At 57.2% G+C, this 18,050-nt stretch carries 20 protein-coding genes and 1 tRNA gene; 7 read left to right on the forward strand and 14 right to left on the reverse strand.

The features are described from left to right. The 5 genes from VGL70_01195 to VGL70_01215 form a co-directional block, all read right to left on the reverse strand. Positions 1-692: SDR family oxidoreductase (locus VGL70_01195; GenBank protein ID HEY3302129.1), on the reverse strand; the 692-nt coding region annotated here is incomplete at its 3' end. A gap of 74 nt (positions 693-766) precedes the next feature. Further along, complete coding sequence (locus VGL70_01200; protein HEY3302130.1) at positions 767-1,012, reverse strand: hypothetical protein; 246 nt, start codon at positions 1,010-1,012, stop codon at positions 767-769. Between the two features lie 75 nt (positions 1,013-1,087). Beyond that, a complete protein-coding gene (locus tag VGL70_01205) occupies positions 1,088-1,957 on the reverse strand; it encodes a hypothetical protein (GenBank protein ID HEY3302131.1) in 870 nt (289 codons plus the stop codon). A gap of 70 nt (positions 1,958-2,027) precedes the next feature. Continuing rightward, a complete protein-coding gene (locus VGL70_01210) occupies positions 2,028-2,573 on the reverse strand; it encodes a hypothetical protein (protein HEY3302132.1) in 546 nt (181 codons plus the stop codon). A 456-nt stretch (positions 2,574-3,029) separates the two neighbouring features. Further along, positions 3,030-3,299: a hypothetical protein gene (locus VGL70_01215; protein ID HEY3302133.1), complete on the reverse strand. Its 270-nt coding sequence runs from the start codon at positions 3,297-3,299 to the stop codon at positions 3,030-3,032. Between the two features lie 729 nt (positions 3,300-4,028). Here VGL70_01215 and VGL70_01220 point away from each other — a divergent pair. Both VGL70_01220 and VGL70_01225 read left to right on the forward strand, forming a co-directional pair. Beyond that, positions 4,029-5,138, forward strand: a complete 1,110-nt coding sequence (locus tag VGL70_01220; GenBank protein ID HEY3302134.1) for a hypothetical protein — start codon at positions 4,029-4,031, stop codon at positions 5,136-5,138. Positions 5,139-5,488: 350 nt separating this feature from the next. Next, positions 5,489-5,635, forward strand: coding sequence for a hypothetical protein (locus VGL70_01225; GenBank protein ID HEY3302135.1), 147 nt, complete (start codon positions 5,489-5,491; stop codon positions 5,633-5,635). A 1-nt stretch (position 5,636) separates the two neighbouring features. Here VGL70_01225 and VGL70_01230 read toward each other — a convergent pair whose 3' ends face one another. The 7 genes from VGL70_01230 to prmA all read right to left on the reverse strand — a co-directional run bounded on the left by VGL70_01230 (position 5,637) and on the right by prmA (position 9,525). Next, on the reverse strand, positions 5,637-5,780 hold the full coding sequence (locus tag VGL70_01230; protein ID HEY3302136.1) for a hypothetical protein: 144 nt from the start codon (positions 5,778-5,780) through the stop codon (positions 5,637-5,639). Positions 5,781-5,896: 116 nt separating this feature from the next. Beyond that, positions 5,897-6,139, reverse strand: coding sequence for a hypothetical protein (locus VGL70_01235; protein ID HEY3302137.1), 243 nt, complete (start codon positions 6,137-6,139; stop codon positions 5,897-5,899). Between the two features lie 77 nt (positions 6,140-6,216). Continuing rightward, positions 6,217-6,289: transfer RNA gene (locus tag VGL70_01240), tRNA-Phe, on the reverse strand. A 35-nt stretch (positions 6,290-6,324) separates the two neighbouring features. Next, positions 6,325-7,299, reverse strand: a complete 975-nt coding sequence (gene gshB, locus VGL70_01245; protein ID HEY3302138.1) for a glutathione synthase — start codon at positions 7,297-7,299, stop codon at positions 6,325-6,327. A 1-nt stretch (position 7,300) separates the two neighbouring features. Then, positions 7,301-7,867 carry an RDD family protein gene (locus VGL70_01250; protein HEY3302139.1) on the reverse strand — a complete coding sequence of 189 codons (567 nt, stop codon included), beginning with the start codon at positions 7,865-7,867 and terminating at the stop codon, positions 7,301-7,303. Between the two features lie 42 nt (positions 7,868-7,909). After that, complete coding sequence (locus VGL70_01255) at positions 7,910-8,686, reverse strand: 16S rRNA (uracil(1498)-N(3))-methyltransferase (protein ID HEY3302140.1); 777 nt, start codon at positions 8,684-8,686, stop codon at positions 7,910-7,912. After that, positions 8,647-9,525 carry a 50S ribosomal protein L11 methyltransferase gene (gene prmA, locus VGL70_01260; GenBank protein HEY3302141.1) on the reverse strand — a complete coding sequence of 293 codons (879 nt, stop codon included), beginning with the start codon at positions 9,523-9,525 and terminating at the stop codon, positions 8,647-8,649. The genes VGL70_01255 and prmA overlap by 40 nt, the downstream gene beginning before the upstream one ends. A 191-nt stretch (positions 9,526-9,716) precedes the next feature. On the opposite strand from prmA, the gene VGL70_01265 reads away from it, so the two are divergent. From VGL70_01265 to VGL70_01280, 4 genes are all read left to right on the forward strand, one after another. Beyond that, on the forward strand, positions 9,717-10,718 hold the full coding sequence (locus VGL70_01265; protein HEY3302142.1) for an ABC transporter substrate-binding protein: 1,002 nt from the start codon (positions 9,717-9,719) through the stop codon (positions 10,716-10,718). Between the two features lie 10 nt (positions 10,719-10,728). Beyond that, on the forward strand, positions 10,729-11,574 hold the full coding sequence (locus VGL70_01270) for an ABC transporter permease (GenBank protein HEY3302143.1): 846 nt from the start codon (positions 10,729-10,731) through the stop codon (positions 11,572-11,574). Positions 11,575-11,662: 88 nt separating this feature from the next. After that, positions 11,663-12,448 carry an ABC transporter ATP-binding protein gene (locus VGL70_01275; protein HEY3302144.1) on the forward strand — a complete coding sequence of 262 codons (786 nt, stop codon included), beginning with the start codon at positions 11,663-11,665 and terminating at the stop codon, positions 12,446-12,448. Positions 12,449-12,456: 8 nt separating this feature from the next. Further along, a complete protein-coding gene (locus VGL70_01280) occupies positions 12,457-13,776 on the forward strand; it encodes a DUF1015 domain-containing protein (protein HEY3302145.1) in 1,320 nt (439 codons plus the stop codon). A gap of 22 nt (positions 13,777-13,798) precedes the next feature. On the opposite strand, the gene VGL70_01285 is transcribed toward VGL70_01280, so the two are convergent. Both VGL70_01285 and VGL70_01290 read right to left on the reverse strand, forming a co-directional pair. Then, the gene (locus VGL70_01285; protein HEY3302146.1) at positions 13,799-15,430 is read right to left on the reverse strand and encodes a hypothetical protein; all 1,632 of its coding nucleotides are present in this window, start codon (positions 15,428-15,430) and stop codon (positions 13,799-13,801) included. A gap of 44 nt (positions 15,431-15,474) precedes the next feature. After that, complete coding sequence (locus VGL70_01290) at positions 15,475-16,857, reverse strand: dihydroorotase family protein (GenBank protein HEY3302147.1); 1,383 nt, start codon at positions 16,855-16,857, stop codon at positions 15,475-15,477. Between the two features lie 177 nt (positions 16,858-17,034). Between VGL70_01290 and VGL70_01295 the strand changes: the two genes are divergently transcribed. Next, positions 17,035-18,048: an extracellular solute-binding protein gene (locus VGL70_01295; GenBank protein ID HEY3302148.1), complete on the forward strand. Its 1,014-nt coding sequence runs from the start codon at positions 17,035-17,037 to the stop codon at positions 18,046-18,048. Positions 18,049-18,050 lie beyond the last annotated feature (2 nt).

Below are 18,050 nucleotides of genomic sequence, written 5' to 3' on the forward strand. Positions count from 1 at the left end.
TCCTCGGCGGTTCCGTAGCGGCCCAGGGGAATTTCCCCGGCCATTTCTTTATTTATTTCTTCTACCGCCTTCTTCATGCGCTCGGCGCGCGCCTGGTTCAATTTTTTCGCGCGGTCGGTGTCGATCCTGCCGGGACAGACGTTGTTGACGAGGATGTTGTCCTTGGCCAATTCCCGCGAGAGCGACTTCGCCAGGCCGATGGCGCCGCTGCGCACGCCGTTCGAGAGCACGAGCCCGGCGATCGGTTCCTTGACCGCATACGATGAGATGTTGATCACGCGCCCGCCGCCGACCTTGCGCATGTGCGGCACCGCTTCGCGCGTGAGCCTCACGGCGCTCAAGAAGTTAAGGCGAAACGCGTTCTCCCAATCCTCGTCGGTAAATTTCATGAACTCGCCGGGCGGCGGTCCGCCGGCATTGGTCACGATGACGTCGAGGCGGCCGAACTTCTCCACCGTCTTGGCGACAAATTTTTGAATATCTTCCGCGCGCGTCATGTCGGCGACGAGCTCCAGCACATCGGCGCCGGTCCCGCGCCGGATCATCTCCGCCGTCTCGTTGAGCTGCGCCTCGCCGCGGGCGCAGATGCTCACTTTTGCTCCTTCGCGCGCGAAGCCCAAGGCCACCGCCCTTCCGATGCCCTGGCTCGCGCCCGCCACCAACGCCACCTTTCCCTTCAATCCTAGATCCATGGCCACTCCCAAAGGATGAATGATGAGGGATGAAGGATGAAATTTCCGATTTCAGCCTTCCGCCTTCATCCTTGTCATTTCTGGCTCCAATAAATATTGTTACGAAATTCAAGATTCAATCTCAGAATGTAAAGAGCCAGCATTCCATGCGCGCCGAGCTGGCGCAGTTTCCTCGGGTCGCCCGCCTTCAGCGCTTCCCTTTCCTCGGACGTGAGCTCGTACTGGCCGATGGCAGCCTCGAGATCGGCGGCGGCCTGTTTCAAGACTCCCCCGTTCATCTTGAGATCGAAAAGAAACCGATTGAGATGGTAACTGCTCATGGCGCCTCCGGCGCGATTTCAAATTTTAAATTTTGAATGTTGAGTTTTGAATTCCAATTCATAATTAAAAATTCATCATTCAACATTCTTCCAACTGACGAACCCCCATCCCGTCGCCACGTGGTCGGGCATGTAAAACGTCTCTGACGCCTTGGCGTCGCCGACGGCGCCTATCACGACCATCCAGTTGAGAAATTCCGAATCTCCCGCCTTGCTGATCTCCTCGACGGAATAATCCGCCAGCGCTCTGCCCCTGCCGTCGCGCAGGATCTCCAGCAGCTTGTGATCGAACTGCGTGTCGATCTCGCCGATTCTCGGCGAGCCGGGAAAATGGGAGAGCCCGCCGGTCGCGAGAATCGCCACGCGCTCTTTCCAACCGTCGGCGACTTGTCGAATCAGCTCGCCGATCTGGTAGCAACGTCGCGGCGTCGGTATGGGATCCACCCAGGTATTGACGTAGATCGGCAGGATCGGAATCTTGGGCTCGGGCAAGAGAAAGTAGAGCGGCACGGTCTGCGTGTGCTGCAGCTCGATATACTCGCCGAAGGAAAAATCGATGCCGCGGTCGATCCCCGCCTTCAAGATCGCCCGGCCGAGCTCTTTGTGATTGCGGTAGTGAAACTTGTGGCGCGTGAACTGCCCTTTGACTTCGTCGGCCAAGGTGACAAAAAAAGTCGGGATGTTATTGAAGACGAAATTCACGAACTGATCGTTGGCGACGACGATGAGAACGTCGGGCTCGGCCGCCTCGAGGTCGGCGCGGAGCGCCGCATAGGCCTTCTCGGCGTCGCGCCGGAGTTTTTGCTGCGCCTCTAGAGAAGGCTTGGACGATGCCGCTTGCGGGGCCATGCGATAGTGGAGCTGCATGAACTCGTCCCACTCCGGGCCCGGCTCCAGGAGAATATTCGGCGCGTGACTGGCGGCGACTGCGGCCACGAAAGGCATTCTATCGCCCTCTTTTAGCTTGAGAACCTATAACCCACCTGGGAAAAAAATCAACTTGGTTTTTTGGCGGCTAACCTTTTCTATAGGTCGCAGGGAAGTCGAAGGACGGCGGAATCTTAGGCGGGTCCTTGCCGTAAACAACGGCTATCTCCGCAAGGTCCGCGATTTCAACCCGATCCAATCCTCCGTTCACTCTTTTGCCGTTAACGAATATCTTCGGTTTTTGTTGCACCGGCGGCGCTCCCTTCGCCGTAGCTTTCCAAATATCGAAAAACTGATCCAGCGTGAAAATTCTTCGTTGCGGCGCCTCGACATGGATGATTCCGCTTGGATCGTGCGTATGCAGCCAGTATAGGCAGGTGCGACCCGCGATGCCCACCCCTTCAGGAACCGGATAGAGTTTTCCGTCTACGAATACATCCAGGTGAGCATGGATATGAAAAGCCGTTCCCTCCTCGCGATCGCAGGGGATCCCGGCGATGGGTTGGATCTGCTCGGCGCTATAAGCCGGGGAAATTCGAGTGGCAAGACAACCGATCACCATTCCGGCGGCGATGCTCGCGACGCCCATCTTGGCCAGCTCGCCACTTAATCTTTTGGCTGTCGATGAGTCCATGTTATTTCTCCACGCAGCATTGGCGTCAGAACGCTCACACTATACTTGCTTCCGTGCACGAGAGGCAAGACGGCGCGCCGGCTGACCGGAGATGAAGGTTGGATGTGGCCAGGGACGGAATCGAACCGCCGACACGAAGCCCAAAGCGCGAGAACAGTAAGTGATACAGAGTAGCCGACCTCTAGGAAAATCGTGGTGTTCTGGAAAGCGGGTTGTTACCGAGTGCTACGGTTTGCCGCCTGAAGTTGGAACATTTCTGGAACATTTTTTTCCCGAGGCCAGGGGGTGGGGGGAAGGCTTTCAAGCCCTTCGCGGGACATCGACGAAAGGTCTCTCCGTTCGGCACAAAACAAAAAGGAAACTATGCAATGCGTGACGCAAGTTATGCGTAGAACTCGGGAGGGAGTAGGCTGGCCGAATTGATCGGAATACGTAGTCGGTCAATGTAGGACAGGTTCACGGCTGCTTGCTCGGCGGTGGATTCGCTTTATTCCACTCCTTCACTTGCTCAGGGGTATCGAGGCGTGTCATGAGATGCCAAGTATCAGATCCGCGGAGTCTCCAAGTCTTACCTGTCCAAGTATCCAGCAAAATAACATTGTCGATATTGGTGAGCAGACGATGTGTGGCTATCTGATATCTCCCAGGTTGGGGCAGATCCTTGGCTTGTTGACCCAGCGCGGTACCGCTCAGTGCTAAGATAACCACGAGAATAAATGCTTTCATACAGCTAATCGCTTCCTTTTTTTGGTTTCTGATTCTCACGCCTCCGCAAGAATCCGCAGCCCGTCAGTATCTACGGCCCACCTATCATTAAGCGCCGGATCAATGCCTTTCCACATTAAGGCTGTCGATGGAGCGATTCTGCCCCCATACAGGGCGGGCCGTCAAGCTGAATTTCTTGCTTTGGACCTGAATAGCGTTACGCTAAGTTGATCCTTGGGCGCCTAGCCTGATCCCCGAGAGCCGGGCCGAGGGACGCACGTTCAACCTTCCGGCGGGGGTCTGTTCCTGAGAAGATACCAACCGAGGAAAACAAAGCAAGCGGGAAGCATCGAGACTCCGACCAGGTAGCCAACAACGACGGCCGCGTCGAAGACCAACCACTCCGAGGTCCGGGCCAAGCTTGCACCGAAAAGATAAACCCCGAGAACAACCAAGGCCCATCCGCAGATTTTCTTTGCGACGAAAGGAACAACATTTACCCACTTCACTATGTTCGTTTCCTTACTCACAATTCACCACGCATCTCGATAGCGGAATCTGGAAAAAACACGGTGTCATTGTGCCACCACTCGGCAAAGGCCGACAACTTCAAATTTTTCTTGCCTTTTCCGAGTTCCGCCTTATGATTGAAATCATTCTCGGGGCTTAGCCTGATCCGCGAAACGCCGGTGCCCTCCTGCCCGGCCTGGCCCCTTTCCTCAAAGCAGGAGATATCCGACAGGAGGCGATATGAAGACCAAAAGCAACGGCGAAGTTCCCAGTTCGCCACCAAAGGATTTCCATCCGAACAGCACTTGCATAGCTTACGTCAACGAGGAAGATGACTTTATCGTTGACAATATTTTCACCCCCACCGCTAAGAAAAAAATCAAGGCGCAGGCAGAAAGACGGGCAGCGTACCTTCAAGACGAGAACATACCCGCCGTGTACAGACTATCTCCGTCTTACTATTATAGGGATCAGATCGCACGGTGCATCGAAATCACCGATTCGGGCAAGCAGCGATACACGGATGAGGTCGTGAAGTACGTGGTCCAAGCCGTAAAGCAGTTCGGAGTGGACGCTTTACAATTAAACACGTCTGACAAATTTCGCATTCATCCCCTGTCGGACGAGGAAATTACCGCGAGATTAGCAAACTTCAACGAGACCGCGATGAAGTTTTTTTCGGCTACGGCTCCGGGGAACAAAGTCGTCACTCGATCCCACGTGATCCAGTTAAAGACACTAACGAATCGGGATGAAAGATCGAGATTCGACCCGAAGTATGCAGAGGATTCAAGCGCGTGGATTTCAGAGCTGGAGGAAAAACCAGTCAAGCGAGATCCCCTAGAGTACCTCCATCCATTGGCTAGAGCCCAAGAGGAAAGGGAGTTGTTCGAGCTTCGATACCGAGAAGGATTAGGCGACGTGATTTGCGATGTTCTCAGGTATTGGCGGGAGCAGGTGCAGCGTGGTTCCCTGAAGGAAAGACAGCTTGCAGCAAAACACCTGGGACAGTTTGGCAAAGCATTGATTCCTGAGACAAGAGGGAAAAGGAGGAAAATGAGAACAGCAACCTCGTATGAGGTACAGAAGTTTTACTACAAAGAGCTATTTCGCCTTTACCATGTCGAACTCGCGCTTCGGGAACTCCCCGGCAGTCCAAGGGAAAAGGTCCAATCTGCTAGCAAAAACTTTGAGATATCTGAAGAGACGATCAGAGATCTGTGGTTTCTGGATAAGAATTACAACCCTAAGGGACGGCCTGACCCGATCAGGCAAAGAGCCCGCCTGCTAACCGCGCGACATTTCAAGATTACCGAGCACTCCGTTTCTAATCTCCTCTCTGTGTGGTAGTCCGCTACTCGCTTTCGAACAATTCCCCGAAATAATCCTTCTTTCAGTGAGAAAGCAATCCGCCTTCGCGTGTTAACATCGAGTCAGATAGGCCAAGGAGGGTTGCCGAATGGAAGCATTACTAACCATTGAGGAGGCCGCCCGTTTCCTCAGGGCAAGAACAAGCACATTCCATACATGGGCGTACCGGAGACAAATTCCCTCACAGAAGGTCTGCAATGCGTTACGCTTCAGGCGGGAGGAATTAGAGGCACGGCTTAAGGCACAAGCGCGGCGTTTGTGGGGACTTCTAGGCAGATGGCTATCGGACACGATATCTGGATTAGTGCGAATCTGACTAGGAGACCGAGATGAACGCCGAGTTCTTTTATAAGGGCCCGCTGGGAGCAATGGGGTTTCGATATCGTGGGCGCGAGTGGGCGTTCCTAGCGACCGTGATCATCTTAGCGCTCGTGATTTTAGGAGTGATGATCGTGAAAAGCCTGGCGGGATTTTAACTCAACGAAGGTTGCCCGAGGCTTTGTTGGACTTTCTCAGGTCATGCCAAAGGGCCTTGAAGGGATTGTAGGTTCCCTTATGATAGGCGTAACCGACAAGAACGATGACGATAAAAATAAGATTGATCCAACTAAAGGCATCCAAAAGTCATTCTCCTGCGCCAATGAACTACTGCTTTAAAGATCGACCTAGCACCCAAAGGACGTAAAGGAATGAACCGAACACGACAAGGGCGCCAATGACAGCGATTATCTGGTAAATCATTTGAAGCCCTCCAGAGCCTTAATCGAAGCGCTAACTCTACGATGAATCATACCAATGATCACGGCAAAAACAACCTGAAGAAACATACCCAAAACAAAGAGCAGTATCTTCAAGTGGCTATCCAAAGCTAAAAGGAAGCTGATGACTCCGGCCCCAAGGAGAAACATCCCCGCCCAAAGAAGTCGAATCCACTCGGTGTAATAGCGTATTTTTTCTTTTAGGGCATCCAAATTGAGCACTCTAGGCGCCTCTTCTACCTGCGCCAAGAGAACCCTATATCACAAAATCTGGAATAGAAGTCAGGAAAAATTGGGTGTGGCCAGGGACGGAATCGAACCGCCGACACGAGGATTTTCAGTCCTCTGCTCTACCGACTGAGCTACCTGGCCAGAGGTTGGAAATATTGCTGAAAATGTTCGGAGAGTCAAGATTGGGCGCTGGTTCTTGCGCCGCGCGGTGATTTTTTTTCGACGAAGTCGATGATTCGTTTCTCCAGCCTGACTTTGTCGAGGGCGTTGATCTCCTGAACGCCCGTCGGGCTGGTGACGTTCACTTCGGTGAGATAGCCGCCGATGACATCCAGGCCGACAAAATAAAGACCTAATTGCTTCAACGACGGAGCCATCACCCGGCAGATTTCAAGGTCCCTGGCGTCGAGGCTGGCCTTCATCGCTTCGCCCCCGACGTGGAGGTTGCTGCGGGTTTCATCTTCGCGCGGTATGCGCAGAAGGGCGCCCAGGGGTTCGCCATTCAATACGATGATGCGCTTATCGCCCTTGCGAACCTCCGGAATGTAGCGCTGCGCCATGATGGGGTTCGTTCCGTTGTTCGTCGCCGCTTCCAGCAGCGCGTTGGTATTCCGGTCTTTCTGATTGAGGTAGAAAATCCCGCTGCCGCCGCAACCGTCCAATGGCTTGATGATCATCTCTCCACCCTGATCCGTCATGAACTGTTTAAGTCTCTCGATGCTGGAACCCACCAGAGTCGGCGGGATCAGCTCGGAAAAATTGAGAGCGTAAAGTTTCTCGTTGGCCTCGCGGAGACCGAGCGGGTGATTCACGACCAGGCACTTTCTCTCGTCCACCAGGCTCAACAGATGCGTCGCAAAGAAAAATTTCATGTCGAAGGGCGGATCTTTGCGCATGAGAATCACGTCGAAGTCGGCGAGCGGTCCGGCGCTCTCCTCTCCGAAGCGGTAATGAGGAGTCGCCCGCGCCACGCTTACCCGGCGAAAGCGGCCTTCCGGCACGGCGCCGCGGATCGAGAGGTCTTCGAGCTCCATATAGTAAACTTCGTGGCCTCGCGCTTCCGCCTCGAGCATCATGACGAAGGTCGTATCCTTGTCGATGTTGATTTTATCGATGGGGTCCATGACGACCCCGATCTTCAACGCCGGCATATCAGTCCGCTTTCCGTTCGCGGCTCGCCGCTCGTTCTCTAATCACCCAAGTTCCGGCCAGTAGATCGTGCCAGCCTCTTTTTTCCCGGTTCCATAGAACGCGTAAAAATCCCAGCAGCAGAGGCGCGGTGATAACGGCGGCCAGCCAGCGAATCAACGCCTGGCCAAAAGTGATCGGCCCCCGGCCGGCGCCGACGACGCGCAGGCCGAACAACCACTTGCCTACGGTCCTGCCTTCCATCCGGTGAAGCACGACAAAGTAGCCGCAGACGAGAAAGATCCATGCGCCGAGGAGGACGCTCAACAAACCCTGTTCCGACGCCCATGACATCGAGGATTGATGCGCCGCCAATCCCACGCGGTAACCGAGCAGCGATAGAAAAACGAGCAACAGAGAGAAGAAAATCAGTACCACAATATCCACGAGAAGAGCCGAAAAGCGGCGGAAAAAACCGCCCCATTCAACCGCGCGCGCTTGCTCTTCCTTTTTGAGGCGCTCGTAAAGCCGGTCGAATTCCCGGTCGATCTCAGCCTGGATCTCGGCAACGTCGTTTGCTTCCGCTTCCACAAGTGAAGGAATTGTAGACCCTACGCGGCGGACCGGCAACAACTACCCAAGATCGCCCCATAAAAACTGCGCCAGCGACAGCGCTGTCACGGCGGCGGTTTCCGTGCGCAAAGTTCTTTTCCCCATGCTGACGGAGCGAAAGCCGCTCGCGGTCGCCTCGGCGACCTCATCCCGAGTGAAGCCGCCTTCCGGCCCGATCACGAGGAGGAGCGATTCCACGCTGGATTTTTCTTCCCCGAGGCGCGCCAATCCGTGAGCCGTTTCGTTTTCCCCAAAAATGACCTTTAGATCGCATTGCCACGGCCGCCGGATGAGATCGGTGAAATCCGTGACGTCGAGAATTTCCGGAATTTGGACGCGGCCGGACTGTTTTGCCGCGCTGAGAGCGATCCGCTGCCAGCGCGTCCTCTTTTTTTCTCGCGCCGCGCCGTCCAGCTTAGGCACGGTGCGGCGGCAGAGAAACGGCACGATGGCCACCGCGCCGAGTTCCGTCGCCTTCTCGACCACCCAGTCGAACTTCTCCCCTTTGCCCAGCGCTTGGGCCAACGTGATCCGTGCCGGAGATTCCCGCTCCGGCCGGTACGAATTTAAAATCCGAACCTCTCCCAGACCGTCCGAGTAGGAGCGGATCGTCCCTTCGTGCTCCCAACCTTCGTCGTCGAACAGCGTCACCCGGTCGCCGGGTCCGAGACGAAGCACCCTGCGCATGTGTTCGAGCTCCGCGCCGGCAATCGTTGCGCTCTCGCCGAGGATGTTTCTTTTCGGGAGAAAAAAGCGCGTCACGGCCGGCTCTTCTTTTTGAGCAGCAGCGTCACCCACTCCCTCTCCCGGGTCTGGCGAAGAGGGAGGAACGTCGAGGGGCAGAACCGGCCGAGCACCTGGCGTGCCTTGGGCTCTAAAATTCCCGAGAGAACGAGATACCCGTCCGCGGCAACGCGCTCTTCGAGCGCGGCGGCAAGATCGACGATGGTCTCGGCGGTAAGATTGGCGACGACGACGGCAAACGATCCGTACACTTTGTCGAGTTTCCAATTCGCCAGCCTGATTCTGCGCTCGACGCCGTTGACGCGGACGTTGGCGCGCGCGACCTTGAGCGCCGTGGGATCGTTGTCGAGCGCCACCACTCTCGCGGCGCCCAGCTTGGCCAGCGCGATGGCCAGGATTCCCGATCCGGTGCCGACATCGAGCGCGGTGAGCTCGCCGCCATTGAAGCGCGAAGTCAGGAATTCCAGGTACTCGAGACAACAGCGGGTGGTCGCGTGCGTCCCCGTGCCGAACGCCATGCCGGGCTCGATGATGATGACTTGCCGGCGGCGAGTCGCGGGCGGGTCCACCCACGGCGGCGTTATCAAAAGCGACCGGCCCACTTTGTGCGGCGAAAAAAACCGCCGCCACGAGTTGGCCCAATTTTTTTCTTTGAGCAATTTCCAGTCGAGCGGGTGCTCGCCGAAGCCGGGATAGATTTTCCGGATGTCGCGGAGAAAACGGTGGATCTCGCGCTTCAGAACCGGGGTCCTCGGCGAGCGCGCGAAAAAAGCCCGCACTTCATTGCGTGTGAGAACGACGCCGGGGGAGCCTCTCTCGATGAGGAAATTCGCGATCGCGTCGAGCGCCAGCGGAGAGGCCTTGAGAGAGAGTTGCAGCCACGAGACAGGCACAGAGTTTTTTATGCCACACCGGCGCGCCCGTATCAATGTCGCCCGTCCCGGAACACTACGGGCGGCGTGCAAGAATCTTGTAAACCGTGAAGTTCTGCGATACATACGCAAGCGAGCAGTGCTTGAGAGCACGTTCGTGTAACACGCCGAAGGTCGCTGGCATCAACCCACACCCCAAATAGGAGGAAGCCATGACACAAACAAGATTTTTACGGGCCGCGCTCTGCTTTTGGTTGCTCTTATCCGCCGCCGCTTTGTTTCCGTCCGCCGCTCCGGCCCAGCAGAAGCCCCAGGTCCACATCACGTATTCGGAAAACATGTACGCCACCATAGCGGTGGTGGCGATCGAGAAGGGCTACCTCGCCGCGCAGGGTCTCGACGTCAAGCACGCCAGCGAGGGCACGGCCACGGAGGTGCTCGAGGCCATGATCGGCGGCTCGACCGACTTCGGCGTCGCCTCCCCTTCGCGCGTCGAGGCCATCGCGGCCAAGAAACTTCCCATCAAGGCGATCGCCCTCAACGCTTATGGCTTTACCGGAAGCGTGGTCGTTCCCAAGAAGGACGAGAAAAGCAAAACGATGGCGGACCTCAAGGGCAAGGCGGTCGCCGTCCAACTCGGAACCGGCACGTACGCGGTCTGGGCGCGCTATTTGAAGAGCCAGGGACTATCCGGCAAGGACTTCAGCATCAAAAATATCAAGAACCCGGAAATCCCGGCGACCTTGGAGTCGGGGTCCGTCGACAGCGCGGTAACCTGGGAGCCTTCGCCCAGCCGTATCGTCGCCAAAGGGATCGGCAGAGTTATTCTTGGACCCGACGATCTCACCAAGCCCATCAACTCTTCTTATCCTTTTTTCCTGATCGCGCCTTCGAGATTGATCGACAAAAACCCCGAGGTCGTGCAGAAGGTGCTGAACGCCTGGGCCCAGTCGATCAAGTACATCCGTGAAAACCCGGACGACGTGGCGCGCATCATGACGGAGTCGATGAAAAAGATGCGCGGCCTCACGCTCAATACAGCCGACGTCAAGCGCGAAATTTATCTGACCAAGTACGACCGCCTGGCCATCAGCGACGTAGACATCAAAGACACGGAAGAGCTTTCCCGCGTCTCGGTCGACGACGGCAGAATCAAGGCCGTGCCCGATGTTCGCGCGGTCGTCGACAATCGCTTCGCGGAAAAAGCCAAATAAACAGCTCGCGATGGCGAAAGCACCCGACGTAACCATCCCGGCGGCGCGCGCGGCTCTCAAACCGGAGGGCCGCGCCACCCCGGCCTACTATCTGCGCGGTTTTTTAGACAACTTCCTGCCGCTGGCCTTTATCCTGCTCCTCTGGGAATTGGTCGCCCGAATGGAGGTGATCCATCCCGCCTTTTTTCCCACGGTCACCGAAATTTTTGCCAAGATGTGGGAGCTCACGGTCCAGGGGATTTTCTTAACCGACGTTCTTCACTCTCTGCTCCGGCTTCTTTCCAGCGTCTTCTTCGGCATCATCGTGGGGACGATCTGCGGCCTGCTGATGGGAACCAGCCGTTGGGCGGAGAAGATCTTCATCCCGCCGCTCAATTTTTTTCTCGCGATTCCCGGCATCGCGATTTTTCCACTCGTGATTCTTTGGTTCGGGCTGACCGAGAAGGCGATCATCTTCACCCTCGCCTTCGAGGCGAGCCTCAGCATCATGCTCAATACCTGGACCGGCGTCAAAGGCGTGGATGCCACGCTGATCAACGCGGGGCGCGCCCTGGGGGCAAAAGGAATCAGCTTATTTTGGAAGGTGCTGATCCCGGGAGCGCTGCCCTCGATTATTACGGGTTATCGGCAAGGCTTCTCCCGGGCCTGGCGCATCCTCGTTGCCGGAGAGATGCTCGCCTCGATCGGCACCGGTTTGGGGTTTCGCATCTTCGACGCGCGGGCCTTCCTCGCCTCGGATATCATGTACGCCGGCGTCATCATGATCGGCGTCTTGGGATTTTTGCTCGAGCGCGTGGCGCTCCGGTCCCTCGAAATCTACACCGTCGAGCGCTGGGGAATGCTGAGGGAGCTATAAAAACAAGGCTGAAGGATGAAAGCGGAAGGATGAAAAAGGAAAATCAGAGATTCATCCCTCATCCTTCATCTTTCATCCTTTAAAGCCCATGTCGCAAACCAAACTCGCCGTCCGAAACCTGCGCAAGGTTTTTCAGATCGACGAAGGGTTCGGCCGATCCTCTTCGATCACGGCGATCGACAAAGTCGATCTGGAGATCAAGGAAGGCGAGCTCGTCACCATCATCGGCCCCAGCGGCTGCGGCAAATCGACCCTGCTCATGATCCTCGCCGGCCTCTACGAAAAATCGTCCGGCGAGGTTCTCCTCGACGGCAACTCGATCGACGGCCCGGGCCTCGACCGCGGCGTGGTGTTCCAGGAATTCGCCCTCTTTCCCTGGCTCAACGTGCGCAGCAACATCTGCTTCGGCCTCAAGATGAAAGGAATTCCTGCCGCCGACCACGACCGGATCGTCAAGCACTATCTCGAGATGGTGAAGCTATCGGAGTTCGAGAAGATTTTTCCCCATCGTCTCTCGGGCGGGATGAAGCAGCGCGTCGGCATCGCGCGCGCTCTCGCTTACTCGCCGGAGCTCCTGCTTATGGACGAGCCCTTCGGCGCGCTCGACGCGCAGACGCGCACGAGCCTGCAGCAAATGCTCGTGGACATCTGGGCGGAGACGAAGAAGACGATTCTCTTCGTCACCCACAGCGTGCGCGAGGCGGTCTTCCTTTCGGATCGGATCGTGGTGCTGAGCGCTCGCCCGTCCAAAGTGAGATCCGTTCTCGAGGTCAAACTGCCGCGCCCGCGCCAGCGGCTCTCGCCGTCTTTCCTGCGCTACGAAGAGGAACTTGAAGAGCTGATCGCTCAGGAAATCGCGGAAACAGCGACCTAAGAGTCCCCATGGCAAAAATCGCTTCCTTTAAGGGAATTCTCTACAATCAAAAAAAGATCGCCAATCCTTCGAGGGTCGTCGCGCCGCCTTACGACGTGATCACCCCGGAGGAGCAAGAGAAGCTCTATAGCCGTTCGCCTTACAACATCGTGCGGCTGATCCTGAGCCGGGAGCCGGAGCCGTATGAAAGCGCCGCACGGCTGTTCGACGAATGGCAGAGAGAAGGAATTTTAACGCGGGACGAGAAGCCCGCGATCTACTTTTTGACTCAGAGCTATGCGTACAAAGGAGAGAAAGAGCGAAAAGGATTCATGGCGGTCACCCGGATCGAAGATTTTTCCAGCGGCGCGATCCGCCCGCACGAGGCGACGCTCGCGGCGCCGAAAGAGGACCGGCTCCGGCTCATGCTCGCCTGCAACGCCAACCTGAGCCCGATCTTTGCGCTCTACAACGAGCCCAGGCAGATGATCAATCGCTTGCTGGCGGAGCACGTGCAGGGCAAGCCGGCGGACGTCGAGGTCAAGGAAGATAAAGGCGGGAGCTGCCGTCTCTGGCGCATCACCGACGCCGAGCTGATTCGCATGGCCGAGAGAGAGATGGAGCCACAGCCGCTGTTGATCGCCGACGGCCACCACCGCTACGAGGCGGCGATGAATTATCGCGAGCGCATGCGGCAGCAGACTCCGAACTTCAACGGCCGCGAGGCGTTCAATTACGTCATGATGGTTTTCGCCAACATGAAGGACGAGGGGGTGACGATCCTGCCGACGCACCGGCTGGTGCGCTCGTTTGCACCGATCGGTTTCAGGGAGCTTGAAGAGTCGTTGATGCGCTATTTTTATATCGAGCCGTACCCAAAAAACCCGGAAGGCCAGCGCTCGTTCCTGCGCGCGCTGCAAAGCGGAAGAAAAAAACATCGCCTGATCGGCGCTGCGTTCAAGCGCGACCCGCGCTATCTGATTTTACGGCTGAAAAACAAGCGCTTCATGCAGCGGCTGGCCGGCGATTTGAGCGCGCCGCTGCAAGAGCTGGACGTGAGCGTCCTCCACCGCCTTATCCTCGATCACATCCTCGGCATCAAGCCCGAGGATCAGGTCAAGGAAGGCGCGATTACTTATTCGCAAGACGAAGAGAAAGTCTTGCAGATGCTCGACAAGGAAGATTACATGGCCGCGTTTATCTTGAACCCGACCCAGCCGGAAGAAATCCTGGCGGTTACAGCCGCGGGCGAGAAGATGCCGCAGAAGACGACCTACTTTTATCCCAAGCTGATCGACGGGCTGGTGATGAACAGGCTCGATCCGGTAGAAGAGATCGCGGAAAACTAAAAACTCCCGATCGAGGTTCGGGTCAAGAGCGCGGGATGTGTAGCGGCAGGATCTTGCCGCGCGGGCTCGTGTAGGGGATCTTGCGTTGGATGCGAAACGTGTTGGCGTTGCGCCAGATCCGGCTCATGAACTCGTTGCCCCACGAGCCGGCCGCAAACGCGTCCTGGAGGCGCGAAAGCGCCTTCGCCTCGTCGAGCCCTTGAATGTGCGGATGAACGACGAGCGTCAAGCGGGTCCGCCCATTGCCGTCCTCTTCCTCGACCAATTGGTAATCTCCGGGCGCGCCGCCGAACTCGGCGGGAAAGACCTGCTCCAGAAGCTGGAAGAGATCGCCGTAAAAATAATTCATGCCTTCGCTGGTCAGCTTCTCGAAGCTCCGAATGTGGTGCAAATGGAGCGGGAGGCCGGCGCGCTCCAACTCGCAGCCGCAGCTTCTTTCCTCGAGGATCGCGTAATCTCCGTTCGCAACGTTCAAAAGCATTCTCGGCGCTTCGGCATAGAGCGTCGTGCAGAGCAGCGGATGGATCGAAGCGCCGTTCACGTCGAGCGGCGCAGGATGCCGAATGAGCGCGAGCGTGTTCTGGTTGACGTGAACCTCGTCTGGGAAACTCGGGTTGGCGCAACCTAACCCGGCGCTGTTGTTGCCGCCGTAGCTGTAACGCGACGTAAGGCGCGCACCCGCATGGCGGATAGCTTCTTCCTTCGCCTCGGTCAGCGGCTCTCCGGCGACGTTAAACAACGTGCCGTCGAGCGAGACTCCCAGCTGGCGCGCGGCGCGCGCAATGCGCGCCGCGCTGCTGGCGATCGTGATGACATAGCAGCGCTTCCTGGCTCGTTTTTCTCTTTCGATCCAACGAACGATGCGGCCTATGTCTTCGAATCCGATGAAGCGCGGTAGCGGAAACCCGGGTCCGTTTCTCTTGCCGACAACCACCATCAGATACGTCGACAGATGGTGCGCCAGGCCATGAAACGGACTCCTTTCCGGCACCCAGCGGGCGAACCAGCGATCCGTCGCTTTGCCCAACTTGGCATTCACGAGCAGGTGGTTGACCGCGCCGCCGGGAAGAATCGCGTCGTAGATTGCGTGCGAGTAGGAAAACAGATCGTGCGCGGCAAAGAAGACGCCGGTCCCGAACGTTCGGAGCCGAAGCCAGTCGAAATAAATGATCGAACGCAGCGGACGATCCCGCGTCCCGCTGCTCTCGATCGTATAGCCGGCGGGCGCGCAACGGCGCTCAAAGTCCGCCGGGGTGACGCGGAAGCTCTTTCCGCCCCGGACAATATCTTTTTTCCCCCTGAATTCATCGGAGGTGAGGTAAACTCCCTCCGCCGCAAGGCGCGCGAGCGCCGGTTCGATTCCATGACGGCGCACCAGCGCTTGAAGGTCGGAAAGCTCGCATCCGGCAAGCTTGAGAAGTCTCAAATAGGGATGGTCCGGGCGTTCGTAAATATGCGTTCGCGCCAGGTCGAGAAATCTCTCGGCCCTTTGGTCGAGAGACTTTTTGACCTCATCCTTGGCGCGTTCCAAGGTGATCTGCTCGCGAAGGAATTTACCGACTTGCGCGGCAAGCGCGAATGGATGCCGGATATCGAAGCTTCTGAAAACAGCTTTTACCCGGGGGTGGCTTGACGCGGCGTTGCTTTCTCTCATAGGGCCGAGGGGGCTCCGTTTCCTGACGGCGCGCGGCTTAGCGGCTAGCCGCCGACGGGTGTGACGAACTCGCCGTATCCGGGCTTCCCCACCACGTTGCCGTTCTCCATTACTACGTTGCCGCGAACGATGGTGTAAATCGGCGCGCCTTTCACCTTGCGCCCATGGTAGGGCGTCCAGCCGACTTTGGTGTACGTCGTTTCATTCGTGATCGTCTCCTCGCGCTCCATGTCGACGATCGTGAGATCGGCATCCGATCCGATCTGGATGACGCCTTTCCGCGGATAGACGCCGAAGATGCGCGCGGGATTGTAAGAAGTGATGCGCACGAGTTGATCGAGCGTCAGCTTTCCCTGATTCACCGCGGTCAGAAAAAGTCGCAGATAATCTTGGATCTGCGGCTCGCCGCCGGGAGACTTCCACATATCCTTCCAGCCGATGTCCTTTTCTTCCTTGGTGTGCGGCGCGTGGTCGGTGCCGACGACCTCGATCGTACCGTCCTTGATCGCGCTCCAGAGCGCTTCCGCGTGCTCGTCGGGCACCCAGAAGCCAAGGCAATAGGGTCCGAGCTTTTCGACGTTCTCCCAGGTCGCGAGAAAAAGCGCCCATGGATTGACTTCACCAGTCACCTGCCGCCCTTCTTCCTTGGCGCGCCGGATCATCTCGATGCCTCCGGGCGTGCTCATGTGGAGGATGTGGAGTTTCGTGCCGGTCGATTTTTGCAAGCGGATCAAGGTCGCGATCGCCGTGTCCCAGATGATGCCGTCGAAATCGCGATACGCCTTGCCGTAAGCCTGCGGGCTCTTGTCGCCGCGCTCCCAGTAGCGCTGCTCGATCACGTCCATCAAATCCTGATCGTGCGGATGGACCATCAGCGGCAGGCCGGTCTTCGCCACGGCTTCGAAAGAGCGGAAAAGCGCGCCGTGGTTGTGCAGACCGATGCCCGGCATGTGCGGATAATCCCGCCCGGTGTCCCGCACCATGAAAATTTTAAACGCCAGACATCCCTCCTTGGCGAGCCCGGGGATTTGCTCGGGCACGGTGCCGGACGGGTTGTGATTGAAATCGACGACGGCTTTTTTCTTGTGGTCTTCGATCAGAGCGCGGTAGCGCTCGACGGTCGTCGTCGGCGGGTTCACGTTCGGCATGCCGATCGAGAAGGTCACGCCGCCTGCGGCCGCGGCTTGAGTCGCCGTCGTGAGATCTTCCTTGTGCGTGAATCCCGGATCCCGGTGGTGCGTGTGCGTATCGATCAAGCCCGGTATGACCTTCTTCCCCCTGGCGTCGATGACCTTGGTCGATCCCGGAAACGAAGGATCCCGGCCGAGAGCGACGATTTTGCCCTGGTTTACGGCAACGTCGGCGCCGACAAAGCCACCGGGCGTCCACACCTCGCCGTTTTTCACCACAAGGTCCACCTGATCCATACTTCCCTTCTCCATGCAAAAAAAGTTCGAGAAACCTTTATATGATCCATGTTTTACCCTGTCAACAGAAGACGGAAAAACGGTCCGCGACGGCTGCGCGCGAAGCTTGACTCCGCTAGGTGAATTTGAAAGTATTCAGTCGGGCTTCGTCTAAAGAGGTGAAGGAGGGTTACTAACATGCGGAAGATTCTGAATTCGTTTGTTGCCGGGCTGGCGCTGTTGATCTTTGCCGCAGGTCCGAGCTTCGGCCAGGATGCAAAGCTCATCGACGCGGCCAAAAAAGAAGGCGGAAAGGTCGTCATTTACGGCTCGCTCGAATCCGACAGCATGGATGTCGTGAGTAAGGCCTTTCAAAAGAAAACCGGAATCGAGGTCGAGTACTGGAGAGGGTCGGCCACCAAGGTGATGGACCGGGCCGTGAGCGAGTACCGCGCCGGGAAGCCCGGTTTCGATATCATCCTCACCAACGACAATCCCATGCAGCTCATGCAAAAGGAGGGAATCTTCGCCAAGTACGATTCTCCCTCGGCCAAGGATTTTAGCAAGGACTCCATCGATCCGAATCTCGGCCCCAGATATCGCAACGTCATCATCGGGGTCGTTTATAACAAAAGCGCGATCAGCCCCGCCGACGCGCCGAAATCTCTCGAAGATCTGGTGAACCCTAAATATAAGGGTAAGCTCGTCATGCCCGATCCCACGCAGCACACGACGACGACGCAATGGGTGGCGAGTCTCGAGAAGCTGATGGGCAAGGAAAAGGCCGAGAAATACATCCGGGATCTGGCCGCCATGAAACCGATCCTGGTCGAGTCTCTGCTCCCCGCCGCCGAGCGCGTTTCGACCGGGGAGACGCCGATCGCGATCACCTACGTCAAATACGCTTACATCTACGGTCAAAAAGGCGCGCCGCTGGACTATGTCCGGCTGGGGAAAATGATGGGCGACGGCCACTATCTCGGCCTCGGCAACAAGGCGCCGCACGTCAACGCCGGCAAGGTATTCATCGACTATTTCCTCGGCCAGGAGAGCATGATGATGATCGCCAAGTTGGGCGAGTTTGTGAACCGCAAGGGCGTCTACCCGCCGCTGCCGGATGCCGACAAGATCCAGTTCGTCGAGCTGTACGATCTCGATGCGAAGGGTTTCGCCGAGAAGAAGAAGGAGTACACCAAGATCTTCCTGCAATAGGG

The organism is Candidatus Binatia bacterium (assembly GCA_036504975.1).
Lineage (GTDB): Bacteria > Desulfobacterota > Binatia > UBA9968 > UBA9968 > JAJPJQ01.